This window comes from Streptomyces sp. NPDC041796, from assembly GCF_055590785.1.
Window position 1 is genome coordinate 188,926 of the sequence record NZ_JBVJAH010000004.1, and the last position, 18,970, is coordinate 207,895.

16 protein-coding genes are annotated in these 18,970 nt (G+C 72.2%); 4 read left to right on the forward strand and 12 right to left on the reverse strand.

Annotated elements, in window-relative coordinates:
* Positions 1–64: 64 nt before the first annotated feature.
* Both ACZ6C1_RS09440 and ACZ6C1_RS09445 read left to right on the forward strand, forming a co-directional pair.
* Positions 65–1,696, forward strand: a complete 1,632-nt coding sequence (locus ACZ6C1_RS09440) for an AMP-binding protein (RefSeq protein ID WP_469239387.1) — start codon at positions 65–67, stop codon at positions 1,694–1,696.
* A 9-nt stretch (positions 1,697–1,705) separates the two neighbouring features.
* Positions 1,706–2,530 (forward strand): PaaX family transcriptional regulator, encoded by an 825-nt coding sequence (locus ACZ6C1_RS09445; RefSeq protein WP_469239388.1) that lies wholly within the window; start codon positions 1,706–1,708, stop codon positions 2,528–2,530.
* Here ACZ6C1_RS09445 and ACZ6C1_RS09450 read toward each other — a convergent pair.
* Together ACZ6C1_RS09450 and ACZ6C1_RS09455 are read right to left on the reverse strand one after the other, a co-directional pair.
* Positions 2,502–4,802, reverse strand: coding sequence for a bifunctional salicylyl-CoA 5-hydroxylase/oxidoreductase (locus ACZ6C1_RS09450; RefSeq protein WP_469239390.1), 2,301 nt, complete (start codon positions 4,800–4,802; stop codon positions 2,502–2,504). The two genes, ACZ6C1_RS09445 and ACZ6C1_RS09450, sit on opposite strands and share 29 nt — an antisense overlap.
* A gap of 6 nt (positions 4,803–4,808) precedes the next feature.
* A complete protein-coding gene (locus tag ACZ6C1_RS09455; protein WP_469239392.1) occupies positions 4,809–5,636 on the reverse strand; it encodes an enoyl-CoA hydratase family protein in 828 nt (275 codons plus the stop codon).
* A gap of 429 nt (positions 5,637–6,065) precedes the next feature.
* On the opposite strand from ACZ6C1_RS09455, the gene ACZ6C1_RS09460 reads away from it, so the two are divergent.
* Entirely contained in the window at positions 6,066–6,488 is a 423-nt protein-coding gene (locus ACZ6C1_RS09460) for an ATP-binding protein (protein ID WP_469239394.1), read from the forward strand.
* Here ACZ6C1_RS09460 and ACZ6C1_RS09465 read toward each other — a convergent pair.
* The 6 genes from ACZ6C1_RS09465 to ACZ6C1_RS09490 all read right to left on the reverse strand — a co-directional run bounded on the left by ACZ6C1_RS09465 (position 6,460) and on the right by ACZ6C1_RS09490 (position 15,486).
* A complete protein-coding gene (locus ACZ6C1_RS09465; protein ID WP_469239396.1) occupies positions 6,460–7,902 on the reverse strand; it encodes an amino acid permease in 1,443 nt (480 codons plus the stop codon). The two genes, ACZ6C1_RS09460 and ACZ6C1_RS09465, sit on opposite strands and share 29 nt — an antisense overlap.
* Before the next feature lie 130 nt (positions 7,903–8,032).
* Positions 8,033–9,043 (reverse strand): ornithine carbamoyltransferase, encoded by a 1,011-nt coding sequence (gene argF, locus ACZ6C1_RS09470; protein WP_469239399.1) that lies wholly within the window; start codon positions 9,041–9,043, stop codon positions 8,033–8,035.
* Positions 9,044–9,130: 87 nt separating this feature from the next.
* Entirely contained in the window at positions 9,131–10,369 is a 1,239-nt protein-coding gene (locus ACZ6C1_RS09475; protein WP_469239401.1) for an arginine deiminase, read from the reverse strand.
* 97 nt (positions 10,370–10,466) lie between these two features.
* Complete coding sequence (locus tag ACZ6C1_RS09480; RefSeq protein WP_469239403.1) at positions 10,467–13,016, reverse strand: polynucleotide kinase-phosphatase; 2,550 nt, start codon at positions 13,014–13,016, stop codon at positions 10,467–10,469.
* On the reverse strand, positions 13,013–14,494 hold the full coding sequence (locus ACZ6C1_RS09485; RefSeq protein WP_469239404.1) for a 3' terminal RNA ribose 2'-O-methyltransferase Hen1: 1,482 nt from the start codon (positions 14,492–14,494) through the stop codon (positions 13,013–13,015). The genes ACZ6C1_RS09480 and ACZ6C1_RS09485 overlap by 4 nt, the downstream gene beginning before the upstream one ends.
* A 68-nt stretch (positions 14,495–14,562) precedes the next feature.
* On the reverse strand, positions 14,563–15,486 hold the full coding sequence (locus tag ACZ6C1_RS09490; RefSeq protein ID WP_469239407.1) for an LLM class F420-dependent oxidoreductase: 924 nt from the start codon (positions 15,484–15,486) through the stop codon (positions 14,563–14,565).
* A gap of 226 nt (positions 15,487–15,712) precedes the next feature.
* On the opposite strand from ACZ6C1_RS09490, the gene ACZ6C1_RS09495 reads away from it, so the two are divergent.
* Positions 15,713–15,895 (forward strand): hypothetical protein, encoded by a 183-nt coding sequence (locus tag ACZ6C1_RS09495; RefSeq protein ID WP_469239409.1) that lies wholly within the window; start codon positions 15,713–15,715, stop codon positions 15,893–15,895.
* Between the two features lie 349 nt (positions 15,896–16,244).
* Here ACZ6C1_RS09495 and ACZ6C1_RS09500 read toward each other — a convergent pair whose 3' ends face one another.
* From ACZ6C1_RS09500 to ACZ6C1_RS09515, 4 genes are all read right to left on the reverse strand, one after another.
* A complete protein-coding gene (locus tag ACZ6C1_RS09500) occupies positions 16,245–16,706 on the reverse strand; it encodes a DUF6099 family protein (RefSeq protein WP_469239411.1) in 462 nt (153 codons plus the stop codon).
* Between the two features lie 125 nt (positions 16,707–16,831).
* Positions 16,832–17,212 carry a nucleotide pyrophosphohydrolase gene (locus ACZ6C1_RS09505; RefSeq protein ID WP_469239413.1) on the reverse strand — a complete coding sequence of 127 codons (381 nt, stop codon included), beginning with the start codon at positions 17,210–17,212 and terminating at the stop codon, positions 16,832–16,834.
* The gene (locus ACZ6C1_RS09510) at positions 17,209–18,375 is read right to left on the reverse strand and encodes an AAA family ATPase (protein WP_469239415.1); all 1,167 of its coding nucleotides are present in this window, start codon (positions 18,373–18,375) and stop codon (positions 17,209–17,211) included. Before ACZ6C1_RS09510 ends, ACZ6C1_RS09505 begins: the two co-directional genes overlap by 4 nt.
* Positions 18,376–18,448: 73 nt before the next feature.
* A complete protein-coding gene (locus ACZ6C1_RS09515) occupies positions 18,449–18,847 on the reverse strand; it encodes a cell division protein SepF (protein ID WP_469239417.1) in 399 nt (132 codons plus the stop codon).
* Between the last annotated feature and the right edge of the window lie 123 nt (positions 18,848–18,970).

Below are 18,970 nucleotides of genomic sequence, written 5' to 3' on the forward strand. Positions count from 1 at the left end.
GTTGACTGTCGTCACATGAACGATACGCTCGATGAGCGTTCCCACCACGACAAGGGGGCGAACCATGGAGCTCACGCCTTCGGCTCATCGTGACACCTTCGCCCGGGACCACCTTCCGCCGCGCGAGCAGTGGCCGGAGCTGGTTTTCGACCTCCCGGAGCTGCGCTACCCCGACCGGCTCAACTGCGGGACGGAACTGCTCGACCGCACGGCGGAACGGTTCGGCGCGGGCCGCCCGGTCTTCCGGGACGGCGCGGGCCGGGTCTGGACGTACGGCGAGCTGCGCGGCCGCGTCGACCGGATCGCGCACGCGCTCACCGGCGACCTAGGGGTGGTGCCCGGCAACCGGGTGCTGCTGCGCGGGCCCACCACGCCCTGGCTGGCGGCCTGCTGGCTGGCGGTGATGAAGGCGGGCGCGGTCGCCGTCACCGTCCTGGCGCAGGCACGCGCGGGAGAGCTGGCCGTCATGTGCGACATGGCCGGGGTGTCCCACGCCCTGTGCGACGTCCGCGCGGTGGACGACCTGGTCAAGGCGGAGGTGCCGGGGCTGCGGATCACGGCGTACGGCGGTGACGCCCCCGACGACCTGCTGCGCCTCGCGGACCGGCACCCCGAGGCGTACGAGGCGGTCGACACGGCGGCCGACGACGTCGCACTGATCGCGTTCACGTCCGGCACCACCGGACGGCCCAAGGGGTGCATGCACTTCCACCGCGATGTGCTGGCCGTCGCCGACACGTTCTCCGCGCACGTACTGCGGCCCGAGCCGGACGACCTGTTCGCGGGCAGTCCCCCGCTGGGGTTCACCTTCGGACTGGGCGGACTGGTGATCTTCCCGATGCGGGCGGGCGCCTCCGCCCTGCTGCTGGAGCAGGCCGGACCCAAGCAGCTCCTCCCGGCCGTCGCCGAGCACCGGGTGACGGTGCTGTTCACCGCGCCGACCGCGTACCGCGTGATGCTCGACGATCTCGACGGGCACGACACCTCCTCGCTGCGCCGCTGCGTGTCGGCCGGCGAGAACCTGCCCGCCCGCACCTGGCAGGCCTGGTACGAGCGGACCGGACTGCGCCTGATCAACGGCATCGGGGCGACCGAGCTGCTGCACATCTTCGTCTCGGCGGCCGACGAAGCCGCCCGCCCCGGCACCACAGGGGTGCCGGTCCCCGGGTGGCACGCGCGCGTGGTGGACGATGCCGGGGAGCCCGTCCCGGACGGACAGGAGGGGCTCCTGGCCGTACGCGGCCCCGTGGGCTGCCGCTATCTGGCCGATCCGCGCCAGCGCGAATACGTCCGGCACGGCTGGAACATCACGGGCGACACCTACGTCCGCGACCCGGACGGCTACCTGCGCTACGTCGCCCGCGCCGACGACATGATCATCTCGGCCGGGTACAACATCGCCGGCCCCCAGGTCGAGGAGGCCCTGCTCGCCCACCCCGACGTGGTGGAAGCGGCCGTGGTCGGCCATCCGGACGAGCTGCGCGGCCGGATCGTCGTCGCGTACGCGGTGCTGCGCGACGGCCTGCCCCGCGACGAGACCACCGCCGAGGCGCTGCGCGCCTTCGTCAAGGGCCGCCTCGTCCCGTACAAGTGCCCGCGCCGGATCGTGTTCCTCGACGCGCTCCCCCGTACGGCCACCGGGAAGCTGCAACGGTTCCGGCTGCGAGCCCAGGACGAGGACGGGACACGCCCGTAAAGTGATCACGTGGCCGAGCAGCACACTCCCCGTTCACTGATCGTCTCCCTGTACGGCGCGTACGGGCGGACGCCCGACAACGCCCCGCTGCCGGTGGCCGAGCTCATCCGGCTGCTGGCGGTGCTGGGCGTGGACGCGCCGTCCGTACGCTCCTCCGTCTCGCGGCTCAAGCGCCGTGGGCTGCTGGAGCCGCGCCGCACCCCGGACGGGGCGGCCGGATACGCCCTCTCGGAGGACGCCCGGCAGCTCCTGGACGACGGCGACCGCCGGATCTACGCGGCGGGCGAGCCGCACGAGGACGACGGCTGGGTCCTCGCCGTCTTCTCGGTGCCCGAGGTCGAGCGGCACAAGCGGCACCTGCTGCGGTCACGGCTGGGCCGCCTGGGCTTCGGGACGGCGGCCCCGGGCGTGTGGATCGCCCCCGCCGCGCTGTACGAGGAGACCCGGCACACCCTCCAGCGGCTCCAACTCGACCCGTACGTCGACCTTTTCCGCGGCGAGCACCTCGGCTTCGCGGCGACCGCCGAGGCGGTGGGCCGGTGGTGGGACCTGGCGGCGATCGCCAAACTGTACGAGGAGTTCCTCGACCTCCACGAGCCGGGCCTGCGCGCCTGGTCGACCCGTGAGCCGTCCCCGGAGGAGGCGTACCGGGACTACCTGCTCGCCCTGGACTCCTGGCGCCGCCTCCCGTACGCCGACCCCGGCCTTCCGGCCGCGCTCCTCCCTGCGGGCTGGCCGGGCGGCCGTGCGGCGGCGGTCTTCGGCGGCCTGCACGGGCTGCTGCGGGACAAGGGCGAGGAGTTCGTCAGGGGCGGGGCGTCGTCGTCAGGCTGAGGCGCGGCTTGGGGGCGTCGGTGCGGCCCGTGGGGGGTTTCCGGCTGCCCGCGCGGTACGGGGCGGGCCAGGGGGCGGCGGGGCCTTCGTAGCCCTGGTCGGCGGCGGCGTGCAGGGTCCAGTGCGGGTCGTAGAGGTGGGGGCGGGCCAAGGCGCACAGGTCGGCACGGCCGGCCAGCAGGAGCGAGTTGACGTCGTCCCAGGAGGAGATCGCGCCGACCGCGATGACGGGCACCTTCAGGGTGTTACGGATCTTGTCGGCGTACGGGGTCTGGTACGAGCGGCCGTACTCGGGGCGCTCGTCGGGCACGACCTGGCCGGTGGAGACGTCGATCGCGTCGGCGCCGTGCTCGGCGAAGGCCCGGGCGATCTCGACGGCCTCCTCGGCGGTGGTCCCGCCGGGTGCCCAGTCGGTGGCCGAGATGCGCACGGTCATGGGCCGCTCGCCCGGCCAGGCGGCCCGTACCGCGTCGAAGACCTCCAGAGGGAAGCGGAGCCGTCCGGCGAGGGAGCCGCCGTAGGCGTCGGTGCGGCGGTTGGTGAGCGGGGAGAGGAACCCGGACAGCAGGTAGCCGTGGGCGCAGTGCAGTTCGAGCAGGTCGAATCCCGCGCGGGCGGCGCGGCGGGCGGCGGCCGCGAACTGTTCCCTTATGTCGGTGAGCGCCGCCCGGTGCAGTTCGTGCGGGACCTGGTTGACACCGGGGCGGTACGGGAGGGGGGAGGCGGCGACCAGGGGCCAGTTGCCGGAGTCGAGGGGCTGGTCGATGCCCTCCCACATGAGTTTGGTGGAGCCCTTGCGGCCGGAGTGGCCGAGCTGGACGCCGATGGCGGTGCCCGGCGACTGGTGGTGGACGAAGTCGGTGACCCGGCGCCAGGCGGCGGCCTGGCCGGGGGTCCACAGTCCGGCGCAACCGGGGGTGATGCGGCCCTCGGGGCTGACGCAGACCATCTCGGTCATGACGAGCCCGGCGCCACCGAGCGCGCGGGCGCCGAGGTGGACGAGGTGGAAGTCGCCGGGGACGCCGTCGACGGCCGAGTACATGTCCATGGGTGAGACGACGACCCGGTTGCGCAGGGTCAGGCCGCGCAGCCGGAACGGGGTGAACATCGGCGGGGTGCCGGGCGGGCAGCCGAAGTCCCGTTCCACGGCGTCGGTGAAGCGGGCGTCGCGCAGCCGCAGGTTGTCGTGGGTGACGCGGCGGCTGCGGGTGAGCAGGTTGAACGCGAACTGGCGGGGCGGCTGGTCGAGGTGGTCCGCGAGGTCCTCGAACCAGCGGAGGCTGGCGGCGGCCGCGCGCTGGGTGGACTCGACGACGGGGCGGCGTTCGGCCTCGTACGCGGCGAGGGCCCGGTGGAGATCGGGGTGTTCCTCGACGCACGCGGCGAGCGCCAGGGCGTCCTCGACGGCGAGTTTGGTGCCGGAGCCGATGGAGAAGTGCGCGGTGTGGGCGGCATCGCCGAGGAGCACGACGGTGCCGTGCGACCAGCGGTCGGTCACCACGGTCCGGAACGCGGTCCACTGCGAATGGTTGGAGGCGAGCGGCCTGCCCTGGAGCGCGTCCGAGAAGATCTTGGCGCAGCGGGCGACGGACTCCGCCTCGTCGAGCTCGTCGAAACCGGCCGCTCGCCAGACCTCCTCCCGCATCTCGACGATCACGGTGGAGGCGTCCGCCGCGAAGGGGTAGCCGTGGAGCTGCATCACGCCGTGTTCGGTCTCGGCGATCTCGAAGCGGAAGGCGTCGAAGGCGAAGTCGGCGGCCAGCCAGATGTAGCGGCAGCGGTGGGTGGTGAGGTGGGGTGCGAACACGTCGGCGTGCGCCTCGCGGGTCCGGCTGTGCACGCCGTCGGCGGCGACGACCAGGTCGTACGAGGCGGCCAGTTCGGCGGCGGGCGGGGCCTCGGTGCGGAAGCGGAGCCGTACGCCGAGGTCGGCGCAGCGCTCGTGGAGGATCTCCAGGAGGCGGCGGCGGCCGAGGGCGGCGAAGCCGTGCCCGCCGGAGGTCAGGACGCGGCCCCGGTGGACGATGTCGATGTCGTCCCAGCGGACGAACTCCGCCTGGAGGGCTGCGTACACGGCGGGGTCGGCGTGCTCGATGCCGCCGAGGGTCTCGTCGGACAGGACGACGCCGAAGCCGAAGGTGTCGTCGGGGGCGTTGCGCTCCCAGACGGTGATGTCACGGGCGGGGTCGAGCCGCTTGAGCAGGGCGGCGGCGTACAGCCCGCCGGGCCCGCCGCCGACGACCGCTACGCGGAGCGCACGCGGAGCACCCATGGCCGGTCACCGCCCCTGCCACTTGGGCGGCCGCTTCTCGGTGAAGGCGGCGTGGAACTCGGCGTAGTCCTCGCCGTTCATGAGGAGGGCCTGGGTGGCGGCGTCCAGCTCGACGGAGGCGGCGAGCGGCATGTCCAGCTCCGCCGTCAGCAGCGCCTTCGTCTGCGCGTACGCGAGGGCCGGGCCGTCGGCGAGGTGACGGGCGAGTTCGGCGGCGCGGGTGTCGGCGGCGCCCTCCTCGGTCAGCTCGCTGATCAAACCGATGCGCTCGGCCTCGGGGGCGCGGACGGGTTCGCCGAGCATCAGCAGCCGGGTGGCGTGTCCGAGGCCCACAACACGCGGCAGGAGGTAGGCGGCGCCCATGTCGCCGCCGGAGAGGCCGACCTTGGTGAAGAGGAACGCGAAGCGGGCGGAGGGGTCGGCGACCCTGAAGTCGGCGGCCAGCGCGAGGACGGCGCCGGCCCCGGCGGCGACCCCGTGGAGGGCGGCGATCACGGGGAAGGGCGCCTCGCGCAGCGCCCGGACGACCTGGCCGGTCATCCGGTTGAAGTCGAGGAGCTGGGCCGTGTCCATGGCGAGGGTGGCGCCGATGATGTCGTCGACGTCGCCGCCGGAGCAGAAGCCCCGCCCCTCGCCCGCGAGGACCAGGGCGCGGACGGCGCGTTCCCGGGCCAGCTCGGCGAGGAGGTCGCGCAGATCGGCGTAGGCGCCGAAGGTGAGCGCGTTGATCTTGGCCGGGCGGGCGAGGGTGACGGTGGCGACGCCGTCGTCGACGGCGAGTCGCACGTGCCGCCATTCCTCGGTGCGGGGCGCGGAGCTGGAGAACGGGCTCATGAGGTGCGGCCTCCCTCGGTCTGCCTGCGCAGATGCCTGCCCCTCGAAGCTATCACTTGTACGTGACTTCCGTCACGTAGGCGCGATACGCTGAGCGGTGACCTTGTAACAGCTGTCCGTAACCGACGCAGGTCCTGTTCCAGCTGTGGCACAGGTCTCCCGATGGGTGGGCGGGGGCCTCTGGTGCGGCCGACTGCCCTACGTAAGGTTGAGGGCAGACCTCGCGGGTCTCCTGTGTCCCACCGGTCTCCCCCCTGCACTCCGCCGCTGTCTCCGCTGTACCCTCTGCCCCCATATCCCCGCCCCGCCCGTCCGCTCCCCCTCCGGCCGTCCGCCGCCGTTCACGCCGGTGACGCCGCCCCCTCCTCGCCCCCGTCCCGCCCCTCCCTGCGTCCGAATGGAACCGGCTTCACCGAACGGACCCCCGCCTTGCTCGAACCTTCCGACCCCTCGTCCTGGCGCGTCGCGCTGCCGCACACCACGGCCGCGGTGCCCATAGCCCGCGCCTTGATACGGACGGCACTCGCGGATCTGGACGCGTCGGCGTACCGGGACACGGCCGAGCTGCTGACGGCCGAGCTGGTGGCGAACGCCGTGGAGCACACCGCGGGCAAGGGCCCCATCGAGCTCGTGGTGCGACTGCTGCCGAACGGCTGCCAGGTCGAGGTGCACGACCGGGACCCGGAGCCGCCCGGCGACCTCGCGCCGGAGCACGACACCCCGCCCGATCCGTGGCAGGAACACGGGCGGGGCCTGCTGCTGATCCGTACGCTGAGCGCGGCCTGCGGGCACCGGCGCACCGACCGGGGCAAGGCCGTGTGGTTCACGCTCCCGGGGCTGCAGACCCCGTGACCGGCCCGTCGGCTGCGGCGAGCCGCGAGTTGCGGCGCCCGTAGAGCGCGTACACCAGCGCACCCACGACCAGGAAGACGGCGAACTGCACCCACGTCGTCCACCCCGTCCCCCAGATCAGGTAGACGCACATGGCGACACCCAGGAGCGGGCTGAGCGGGTAGAGCGGCACCCGGAAGCCGCTGTCGGTGTCCGGGTAGCGGCGGCGCAGCGCGATGACCGCGATGTTGACGGCGACCATGATGGCGAGGGTGCCGATGGTGGTGAGGTTCAGCACCACGTCGAGCGGGACGACGGCGGCCGGGACGGCGAAGACGAGGGCGACGATCCAGGTGTTGGCGACGGGCGTGGCCGTCTTCGGGGAGACCTTCTCGAAGACGTGCGGGATGAGCCCGTCGCGGGACATCGACATCAGGATGCGGGTCTGGCCGTACATCACCGCGAGGACGACGGACGCGATGGCGACGACCGCGCCGAAGGCGATGACACCGCCACCGACACCGGACTCGGTCACCCGGTCGACGATCAGCGAGAGCGCGGCCGGCTGGCCGGCGACCTCGTCGGCGGAGAGCGCGCCGATGGCGGCCACGGCGACGAGGCAGTACAGCAGCGTGACGAGCCCGATGCAGATCATGATCGCCAGCGGGACGTTCTTGCGCGGGTTCTTGACCTCCTCGCCGGCGGTGGTGATCGCGTCGAAGCCGATGTACGAGAAGAACGCCACCGAGGCGCCCGAGGTGACCCCGGCCGCGCCGTGCGTGGCGAACGGGGCGAGGTTGCCGCCCTCGAAGGCGCGGAGGGCGATCGCGCAGAACAGGACCAGGATGGCGATCTTCACCACGGCCATGACGGCGGTCGCGCGGGCGCTCTCGCGGATGCCGCGGACCAGGAGGAGCGCGGCGAGGCCGATGACGACGACGGCCGGGATGTTCACGACGCCGCCGTCGCCGGGCGGGCTGGAGAGCGCGGCGGGCAGCTGCCAGCCGACGAGGCTGTCGAGCAGCTCGTTGAGGTACTGACCCCAGCCGACCGCGACGGCCGAGACGGACACGCCGTACTCCAGCAGCAGACACCAGCCGACGAGGAAGGCGATGCGCTCGCCGAGGGTGGCGTAGGCGAAGGAGTAGGAGCTGCCGGAGACGGGGATCGCGCTGCCCAGCTCGGCGAAGGAGAAGGCCGTGAAGATGCAGGTGATCGCCGCGAGGACGAAGGAGACGACGACCGCCGGGCCGGCCTCGGCGACGCTGTCGGACAGCCCGACGAAGATGCCGGTGCCGACGATGGCTCCGACTCCGAAGCACACGAGCTGGAAGAGGCCCATGGTGCGCTTGAGGCCATGGCCCTCGAGGTCCGCACCGGATTCGGCGATCAGTCGGGCGGGGCTTTTGATGCGCGGCGGTCCGCTGGGACGCATGGGGTGGTTCTCTTCTCTGGGCCAAGGCGTGGAGCACAAGCGAAGTGGGGTTCGAGCGTGCGAGCCCGAACCCCACCATGTGTCCCGATATTAACCGCCACACCGCATATTCACCGAATTAGGCGTATCGCTATGCCGCCGCGTCCGCGAGCGTGGCCACCATGACCGCCTTGATGGTGTGCATCCGGTTCTCGGCCTCGTCGAAGACCACCGAGTGCGCGGACTCGAAGACCTCGTCGGTGACCTCCAGCTCGGTCAGCCCGTGACGCTCGTGGATCTCCCGGCCGACGGCCGTCCCGAGGTCGTGGAAGGCCGGCAGGCAGTGCAGGAATTTGACCCGCGGGTTGCCGGTGGCCCGCAGCACGTCCATGGTCACGGCGTACGGAGCGAGGGCGGTGATGCGCTCGTCCCAGACCTCCTGGGGCTCGCCCATGGACACCCAGACGTCGGTGGCGACGAAGTCGGCGCCCTGCACCCCCTCGGCGATGTCCTCGGTGAGCGTGACACGGGCGCCACTGGTCCCGGCCAGCTCATGGGCGCGGGTGACGATGTCGTCGGCGGGCCAGTACGCCTTGGGCGCCACGATCCGCACGTCCATGCCCAGCAGCGCGCCGGTGATCAGGTAGGAGTTGCCCATGTTGTAGCGGCCGTCGCCGAGGTAGGCGAACGTGACGCTCTCCAGCGGCTTGTCGGTGTGCTCCGTCATCGTGAGCACGTCGGCGAGCATCTGGGTGGGGTGCCAGGCGTCGGTGAGGCCGTTGTAGACGGGAACGCCCGCGTGGGCGGCGAGCTCCTCGACGACGGCCTGGGCGTCGCCCCGGAACTCGATCGCGTCGAACATCCGGCCGAGGACGCGGGCGGTGTCCTTGGCTGACTCCTTCTTGCCGATGTGGGATCCACTGGGGTCGATGTAGGTGGTGGACGCCCCCTGGTCGGCCGCGGCGACCTCGAACGCACACCGGGTACGGGTCGACGACTTCTCGAAGATCAGCGCGATGTTCTTGCCACGCAGCCGCTGGACCTCGGCGCCCGCCTTCTTGGCCGCCTTGAGTTCCGCGGCCAGATTCAGGAGGCCGCGGAACTCCTCTGCGGTGAAGTCCAGCTCCTTGAGGAAGTGGCGGCCGGTGAGGTCGGTGGCCATGGGCGCTCCTGGGTTTCGCATACGAGGACCATGGAAGTCTATACGACACTCCACATTTATATACAGTCACCCGGCGGTCGCGCCGGCCTACCCGGGGTCGGCGTCCCGCTCCACCGGACAACTCATACACCGAGGTCCGCCCCTCCCCCGGCCCAGTTCGCTCCCCGGGATCTCGATCACCTCGATGCCCTCCTTGCGCAGATGGGTGTTGGTGGTGACATTGCGCTCGTACGCGACGACCACCCCGGGCTCCACCGCCAGGACGTTGCACCCGTCGTCCCACTGCTCGCGCTCGGCCGCGTGCACGTCCTGCGTCGCGGTCAGCACCCGGATCGCGGGCAGGTCCAGCGCCGCGGCGATGGCGCTGTGCATGTGCTGGGGCGGGTGGTCGGTGACCTTCAGCGCGCGGTGCCCGTCACCCGGCTCGATGGTGTACGAGCGGAGCATGCCGAGCCCGGCGTACTGGGTGAACGTGTCGTGCGACACCATCGTCATGACCGTGTCCAGGTGCATGAACGCCCGGCTCTTCGGCATGTCCAGCGCCACGATCGTCCGGGCGGAACCAGCCGCGAACAGTCCGCGCGCCAGCATCTCGACCGCCTGCGGAGTGGTGCGCTCGCTCATCCCGATGAGTACCGCGCCGTTGCCGATGACCAGGACGTCGCCGCCCTCGATGGTGGACGGGTAGTCGTCCTGCCCCTCCGACCAGTGGTGGAAGGGGCCCGCCTCGGGGCCGGTGAACAGGGGATGGTGCTTGTAGATCGCCTCGAAGTGGACGGTCTCGCGCTGCCGGGCGGGCCAGCGCATGGCGTTGATGGAGACACCGTCATAGATCCACGCCGATGTGTCGCGGGTGAAGAGGTGGTTCGGCAGCGGCGGCACCAGGAAGTCGTCCAGGTCCATCACATGGAAGCGGACGGACGTCGGCTCGGAGTGACCGGCCAGGAAGTCACGTTTCGTCATGCCGCCGATCAGCGCCTCGACCAGCGTGCCGGTGTCCATCGCGTCGAACACCGCCCTTATGTGGTCGGTGGCGAGCGGCCCGTACTCCTTCTCGTCGAAGACCCGGTCCAGGACCAGCTTCTTGGCGGCCGGGATCTCCAGCGCCTCGCTCAGCAGGTCCCCGACCAGGTGTACCTCCACGCCCCGGTCACGCAGCACATCGGCGAACCCGTCGTGCTCCTGCCGCGCCCGCCGCACCCACAGCACGTCGTCGAAGAGCAGCGCGTTCTTGTTGGAGGGTGTCAACCGCTTCAGCTCCAGATCGGGCCGGTGCAGGATGACGCGGCGGAGCCGCCCGGTCTCGGAATCGACATGGAATCCCATGTCTCCATCCTCACCGCGTGAGCCCCTGTTCACCCACGAACAGCCGGACATCCCACGGTTCCCGGGCGGCGCCGGCGGGGCGCGCCTCGCGGAAGCGTCAGAGGCGGGGGTCGACCGGCTCCGACTCCAGGGCCAGCACGGCGAAGACCGCCTCGTGGACGCGCCACAGCGGTTCACCGTCGGCCAGCCGGGCCAGGGCCTCCAGCCCGAGGGCGTACTCGCGCAGCGCGAGGGACCGCTTGTGGCCGAGGTGGCGTTCCCGCAGCCGGGCCAGGTTCTCCGGGCGTGTGTACTCCGGACCGTAGATGATCCGCAGGTACTCCCGGCCGCGCACCTTGATGCCCGGCTGGACCAGCCGCCCCTTCCCGTCGCGTACGAGCGCCTGGAGCGGTTTGACGACCATCCCCTCGCCTCCCGCGCCCGTCAGCTCCAGCCACCAGCCGACGCCCGCCCGCACGGAGTCCTCGTCCCCGGTGTCGACGACGAGCCGTCGCGTGACCTGGAGCAGCCCGGTCGGATCGTGCTCCACCAACCGGTCCAGCCAGGCGAGCTGCTCGTCGTGCGGGACGCCCGCGAGCGAGCGCCCCTGCCCCGCGAGGATCTGGAACGGCGCGAACCGCACCCCGTCCAGGCCGTCGGTGTCCCAGCAGTAGCGCCGGTACGCCTCGGTGAACGCCGCCGCGTCCTCCGCCCGCTCCCGCTGCCTGCCCAGCAGGCCGGCGACGTCCACGCCCCGGCCCACCGCCGCCTCCAGCGCCGCGACCGCGCCCGGGAACACCGCACCCGAGGCGGCGCCGACCGCCGCGTACTGCGAGCGCAGCAGACCGGACGCCTTGAGCGACCACGGCATGAGCTCGCCGTCCAGCAGCAGCCAGTCGGTCCCGAGTTCGTCCCACAGCCCGGCGGCCGCGACGGCCGTGCGCAGCCGGTCGAGCACCCTCTCCGTCATGGCCGGGTCGTCGAAGAACGGCCGCCCGGTACGGGTGTGCAGCGCGCCCGTCGGGCCGTCCACCCCGAACCGTTCGCGTGCCGCGTCCGCGTCCCGGCACACCAGTGCCACCGCCCGCGACCCCATGTGCTTCTCCTCGCACACGACCCGCTCCACGCCGTCGGAGCGGTACTGCGCGAACGCCTCGGCCGGGTGCTCCAGGTAGCCGTCGGCCCTGGACGTCGCCGTCGGAGCCATGGTCGGCGGCAGGTACGCCAGGAGCCGCGGGTCCACCGCGAACCGGCTCATGACCTCCAGCGCGGCCGCCGCGTTCTCCTCCCGTACGCCGACGTTGCCCGCGTACCGCGTCTCGACGACCCGCCTTCCGTGCACGTCCGCCAGGTCCAGCGGCCGGCCCTGGTGCCCGCCGGGCGCCTCGGTGACGAGCGGCCTGACCGGCTCGTACCAGACCTTCTCGGCGGGTACGTCGACGAGTTCCCGCTCCGGCCAGCGCAGCGCGGTCATCTTCCCGCCGAACACCGCGCCCGTGTCGAGGCAGATGGTGTTGTTGATCCAGGAGGTGTTCGGCACGGGGGTGTGGCCGTACACCACCGCCGCGCGGCCCCGGTAGTCCTCCGCCCACGGGTAGCGCACCGGCAGCCCGAACTCGTCGGTCTCGCCGGTCGTGTCGCCGTACAGCGCGTGCGACCGCACCCGCCCGGACGTGCGGCCGTGGTACTTCTCCGGCAGTCCGGCGTGGCAGACGACGAGCCGGCCCTCGTCCAGGACGTAGTGGCTGACGAGCCCGTCGATGAAGGTCCGCACCTGCTCGCGGAACTCGTCGCTCTCGCCCTCGAGCTGGGCGATCGTCTCGGCGAGCCCGTGCGTCCGCTGGACGTTCCGTCCCTTGAGCCACCGTCCGAGCTTGTTCTCGTGGTTGCCGGGCACGCACAGCGCGTCGCCGGACGCGACCATGCCCATGACGCGGCGCAGGACGCCGGGGCTGTCCGGGCCCCGGTCGACGAGGTCGCCGACGAAGACCGCCGTACGTCCCTCGGGGTGCGCCCCGTCCTCGTAACCGAGCTTGGCGAGCAGGGTCTCCAGCTCGGAGCTGCATCCGTGGATGTCACCGATGATGTCGAAGGGGCCGGTGAGGTGGCGCAGGTCGTTGTACCGCTTCTCCAGGACGACCTCGGCGGCCTCCACCTCCGCCACGCTCTTCAGCACGTGCACCTTGCGGAAGCCCTCGCGCTCCAGGCCGCGCAGCGAGCGGCGCAGCTCACGGCGGTGGCGCTGGATGACGTGGCGGGGCAGGTCCGCGCGGTCGGGCCGGACGGCGTTGCGCTCGGCGCAGACCTCCTCGGGCATGTCGAGGACGATGGCGATGGGCAGGACGTCGTGCTCGCGGGCCAGGCGCACGAGCTGCCGGCGGCTCTCCTGCTGCACGCTGGTCGCGTCGACGACGGTCAGCCGGCCGGCGGCGAGGCGCTTGCCCACGATGTAGTGCAGGACGTCGAAGGCGTCTCCGCTCGCGCTCTGGTCGTTCTCGTCGTCGGCGACGAGCCCCCGGCAGAAGTCCGAGGAGACGATCTCGGTGGGCTTGAAGTGCTTGCGCGCGAAGGTCGACTTGCCGGAGCCGGTGGCGCCGATGAGCACGACGAGGGACAGGTCGGTGACCGGCAGCCTGCGGCCGGCGCTCGTGGTCTCGGTCTCGGTCATGCGGCCTTCTCCTCGTCTGCGGCGGCCAGGGCGAACACGGCCATCTGCGTGGGCGGTCCGACCTCGGGGTCGTCCGGCCCCACGGGCACGAACTCCACGCCGTACCCGTGCCGCTCCCCCACGCCCCGCGCCCAGTCGCGGAACTCCTCACGCGTCCATTCGAACCGGTGGTCGCCGTGGCGGACGTGCCCGGCGGGCAGCGTCTCCCAGCGGACGTTGTACTCGACGTTCGGCGTCGTCACGATCACGGTCGTGGGCCGCGCCGACCCGAACACCGCGTACTCCAGCGCCGGCAGCCTCGGCAGGTCGAGGTGCTCGATGACCTCGCTGAGCACGGCCGCGTCATAGCCCGCCAGCCGCTTGTCGGTGTACGTGAGCGAGCTCTGGAGCAGCGTCACGCGCCCGGCCTGCCGCTCCCCCATGCGCTCCAGCCGCAGCCGTCGCGCGGCGACGGTCAGCGCCCGTACGGACACGTCGACACCCAGGATGTCGGTGAACCGGACGTCCTTGAGCAGCGCCTGCACGAGCTGGCCCTGGCCACAGCCCAGGTCGAGCACCTTGCTCGCGCCTGCCGCGCGCAGCACCCGGAGGATCGCCTCGCGCCGCTGCTCGGCGAGCGGCACGGGCCGGTCCGACCCCTCTTCCTCGACAAGCACAGCGGTCGTCTCGTCGACGGCGTTGTCGACGTCCTCGACGTCCAGGTCGTCGGCCTCGGCGAGCCGGACCAGCTCCAGGCGCTCCATCGCCTGCCGGGTCAGGCCCCAGCGACGCGAGAGGTAGCGGCTGGTGATCAGCTTGTGCTCGGGGTGGTCGGCCAGCCAGCCCTCGCCGGCCCGCAGCAGCTTGTCGACCTCGTCGGGCGCCACCCAGTAGTGCTTGGCGTCGTCGAGGACGGGCAGCAGGACGTACAGGTGCCGCAGGGCGTCCGCGAGCCGCAGCTCACCCTCCAGCACCAGCCGTACGTACCGGGAATCGCCCCACTGCGGGAACCGCTCGTCCAGCGCCACCGGCTCCGCGTCGACCGACGCCCAGCCCAGCGGGCCGAAGAGCGCGCGGACCAGGTCGGCGCCGCCCCGCGCGGGCAGCGCCGGAATCTCGATGCGCAGCGGAAGCGGCTGGGCCGCCCGCTCGGGCAGCGCGGCGCACGCCCCGCGCAGGGCGCTCTTGAAGACCGTGCTCAGCGCGACGGACAGCAACGACGAGGCGGCGTACGGCCGGTCGTTGACGTACTGGGCGAGCGCCGAGTCCGGCGCGCCGCCCCGGCCCTTGCCCCTGCCGCGCCGGACCAGCGCGACGGGGTCCACCTCGAGCAGCAGCGCCGCCGTGCAGCGCTCGGTCGACGCCTCGGGGTAGAAGACGTGCGCCGTGCCGTGCGAGGTGGAGAACGTCTGCGCCTTGTCGGGATGCTTGTGCAGCAGGAAACCGAGGTCGGTGGCGGGACGCTGTGGGCTACCGGTCGTACTGATCGTCAGGAACACACGCCCGAGTATTGCCGGAGGAGCACCGCCCGACCAGGGGTTTTCCCGGGCCGTCGGGCTGGTGGCCGTCAGGCCAGCTGGGACATGACCTGCGACGAGATCAGCTCCAGGTGGTCGAGGTCGTCCAGGTCCAGCACCTGGAGGTAGATCCGGGAGGAGCCGAGCGCCCCGTAGCGGCCGATCTTGTCGACGACTTCGGCGGGCGAGCCGGCGAGACCGTTCGCCTTCAGTTCCTCCACCTCCCGTCCTACGGCCTCGGCCCGGCGGGCCACCTCGGCGTCGTCCTTGCCCACGCAGACGATCAGCGCGTTGGAGTACACGAGGTCGTCCGCCGCGCGCCCGGCCTCCTCGGCGGCCGCCCGGACGCGGCCGAACTGCCGCTCGCTGTCCTCCAGGGAGGCGAACGGGATGTTGAACTCGTCGGCGTACCGCGCGGCCAGCCGTGGTGTGCGCTTCGCCCCGTGCCCGCCGATCAGGATGGGCACCTTGGCCTGTGCGGGCTTGGGCAGCGCGGGCGAGTCGGTGAGCTGGTAGTACGTCCCGTCGTAGGAGAACGTCCTGCCGGTCTCGGTGGCCCACAGGCCCGTGACGATCGCGAGCTGCTCCTCGAGGCGGGCGAACTTCTCCTTGGGGAAGGGGATGCCGTAGGCCTTGTGCTCCTCCTCGAACCAGCCCGCGCCGAGGCCCAGTTCGACCCGGCCACCGGACATCTGGTCGACCTGCGCTACCTGGATGGCCAGCACTCCCGGCAGCCGGAACGTCCCGGCGGTCATCAGCGTGCCGAGCCGGATCCGCTTGGTCTCCCGGGCGAGCCCGGCCAGGGTGATCCAGGCGTCCGTCGGGCCCGGCAGCCCGTCGGCGGACCCCATGCGCAGGTAGTGGTCCGAGCGGAAGAAGGCTCCGAAGCCAAGATCCTCGGCGGCCTTCGCGACGCTGAGCAGGGTGTCATAGCTGGCCCCTTGCTGGGGCTCGGTGAAGATTCGAAGATCCATACCTCCATCCTGCACCGTGGGACGGCCGTCAACCGCCCCCTCCCGCCAGGGTGAACATCATCGATCTTGCACCCCCGGTCCTTCCCGCCAGTGACTCACGCCCCGTACGCGTCGTTGGCTCGGGCGGAGCCGGACCGCCCGGCCCGCGCGCCGGCGGCGGATGTCGGCGCGTCGTTCTCTCTTGCCGCCTTCCCCCGTCGGGGAGGCCTGGGCCGAGGAGGCCGCCATGTCCCAGGAAGCCGTGCCCGAGCAGGCCGCGCCGGAGCACCCGAAGGGCCTGCTGCAGCAGATGGAGGAGTTGATGGCCGCGCTGAGCGCCGACCTGACGCAACTCGACGCCGACCTGCAGTCCTCGTCCGACCGCCTCCCGTCCCCCGACACCGCTCCTCCCTCACCTCCCACCCCCTGACTCCGGTCTCCGCCCTTCTTGCACCCCGCTGCCCGCTGCCCCGCCCGGCATCTTCCCGGGCTCGGGGTGTGGCGCCGGCCCGGTCCTGTCCGGCCGGGTCCACGCCCGGAGATTCCGGGTGGCGGACGCTCCGGACGAGGGTGATGCATTCCGGGATGAGGCCGAAGGCGGCCACGGTCACGGTGATGCCGGTGTGCTGGGCGACCAGGCCGGGGCGGGCGTCGAGCGTCCTCTCCTGGAACGGCCGGCGGCGGGTCACCCCGTCCCGTTCTGTACGCGTCCGGTTTTCCTGGCACTCGCCTCGGTGCACAGGGTGGCCCGTCCCGGACGCGTCATGCGGTCAGCGCGATCAGGCCGAGGAGTCGGCGGGGTCGGGGGGTCTGGCGTGCTCGCGGACGGCGAGGCGGCGGAGCATCATGCGCACCCGGTCGCCGGCCTCGTCCGCGGCGTCGATCGCTTCGACGCACTGCCAGTACAGGCCCTCCTCGTCGGTGGCACAGGCGACACCGACGAGGGCTATGCCCACCTCGCCCAGCAGCGCGCCCAGGCCCAGTAACGTGACGCGCACGTTCGCCATCCCCGTGAGCCGCAGTGCGCGCGCCGGGTGGTCCGGGCTCGCCCCACCGCGACTGCCGGTCTCGCTGAGGCTCAGCGCCTCGCCCCTGAGCTCCGGTGGGCCGGACAGCGCCAGGTGGTGACCGATGGCCTGCGCGAGCATTTGCGCCTGCCAGGCCTCCGCCACGATGTCCAGCGCCACCCGGCTGTCCGCCAGGGCGCGCCGGCCGGTCGCGATGAGCCGCTCCGCTTCCATGTACGCCGCCCCCGTTCGTACGACTGTCCGCCCATCTGTTCACTACCCAGAGTGAAGGCGAACGGACCCAAAAGCCAGGGGAATTCGGAAATCTGTGGACAGGAAGCTCAGTGTGAATAAGTCGATCACTCCGTAGAGTGACGATCCGGCTCCTGCCCGGCCCTCGCGGCGCGTCCCGGCGGCCGCCCGACGGGGAAACGCACCTCGTTCCGGTCGATCTTCGCCGACAGCGCGGCCAGCGGATCGACGCCCAGCGCGCCACAGAACTGGAGCAAGTAGGCCAGGACGTCGGCCACCTCGTCCGCCACCCGGTGTGCCGTCTCCGGGTCGTCCATCACCCGGTCTGCCTCCTCGGGCGTCAACCACTGGAAGATCTCCAGCAGTTCGGCCGCCTCGACGCTCAGCGCCGCCGCCAGGTTCTTCGGCGTGTGGTACGGCTGCCACTCCCGCGAGGCCGCGAACTCGGCGAGCCGTCGCTGCAATCCCTGCACATCCAGTTCTGTCACGGATTCAGGTCTACCACCGTCACTCCCGCGCGCCCGCGCGCGGCCCTCGCACCGGCCTCCCCGACCGTCCCCACCAGGCGGATGTGTCCCTCGGCGCAGATCTGCGCGGCCAGCGCCGACAGTTCGCGGGTCTGGCGGCGGTCCAGGGAACGGTCGAAACCGTCGGCGAGCACGGTGAGCGTCTGCATCGCGTGCGGTACCTCGGCCGCGGGATCCATGGCCAGCACGCCCGGCCCGGTGAGCAGTACCAGCGCGAGGGCGAGGTAGCGCAGTTCGCCCTCGCCGAGGCGTCCGACCGGCATACCTCCGTCGGAGCCGCGGCCGAGGACCGCTTGTACCGTTCCGTCGGCGAGCTCCTCGACGCCCAGATCGCGCACGGGCCCGGCGCAGCCCGCCCGGGCGACGGCCGCCAGCCGGGCGTGCCGCCGGGGGCAGCCGGTGCGGGTGCGGTGGAGGACCTCGGCGAGGTTGTCGCAGCCGCGCCGCAGCCGTCCCTCGCCCGCCGCCACGGGTGCCCGCATCCGCTGCGGCTGCGGGTCGCACGGGAAGACGGACCGGAGGGCCACGACGACCTGTTCCGCGGCGGCCAGCACGCGGCGCTGTCCCTCGGTCTTGCCGGCCACCCGCAGCGGCAGCAGTGCGGTACCGAGCCGGTCTCCGGGGAGCGGGGCGCGGGTGACGGGCACCGAACCGGCGGTGTGCCACTCGGCCTGCACGGTGCGGCGGCCGGGGTCGCGCAGCGCGGTGGTGAGCAGCGTCCGCCCGTCGCCGCCCGTCAGCCGTTCGCCGACGATCCGCAGCTCCGGCTGGGCCTGGACGGCCAGGTCGAGGCGGACGGGCCCGGCCGGGCCGTCCACGGTGCAGCCGATCCGGAATCCTCGCCGCCCCTCCGCGTCCGCCTCCGCACGCTCGGGCACGCAGCCGACGGGATCGGGGAAGGCGGTGGCGAGCGTGGCTCCGGCGCCGAGCAGGGCGAGTGCTTCGTACGCCTGTAACGCGCTCGATTTGCCGGTGCCGCTCGCCCCCGCGAAGAGCGTCACCGGCGCGAGCCGGAAGGCGGCGCCGCGGTGGGCTTTGAAGGCGGACAGCCGCAGTTCCGTGACGGCGGGGCGGGCGGATGCGGCGGAGGGCGACGAGGCGGGGGCGGGGCGGGTTGCGTGCATGCTCGGACCGTACGAGGACGCGTCATGCTGAACCGTTCCGCCCGAACAGCCTTCCTACGAACGAGGGAACCGGCTAGGAATGCGGAACCGCCGTGGCGGCGACGCCCTCGACCTCCGTACCGACGGGCGCCAGCAGGAAGACGTTCCGGTCCACGCGGTGCATCCCGCTGCCGAGGCCGAAGACGACGCCGCTGCTGAAGTCCAGGATCCGCTTGGCGACGTCCGTGTCGGCCGCGGTCAGGTCCAGCAGCACGGGGATCTGCGCGATGAGGTACTCGGCGACCTCCCGCGCGTCGGCGAAGACCTGCACCCGCAGGACGACCATGCGGCGCTGCTCGGCGGCCTCGTAGTCCTGCGGGATCGTGCTGTGGTCGACCCTGGACGGCCACTCGTTGCGCCCCCGAAGCGGGACGACCTGCGCCAGGCCCTCCCACTGTTCGTCGGTGACGTCGTACCTCTCGTACCTGCTCATACGCCTATCCTCGCCTCCCTCACCCGTTCGGCCCAACTGCGACACGACGCCACGCGGAACCGGCCGTCCTGTCGCCGGATGCGGAAACGGGAGGGCCGAAGCGTGTCGCGGTGGTGGCGGCGG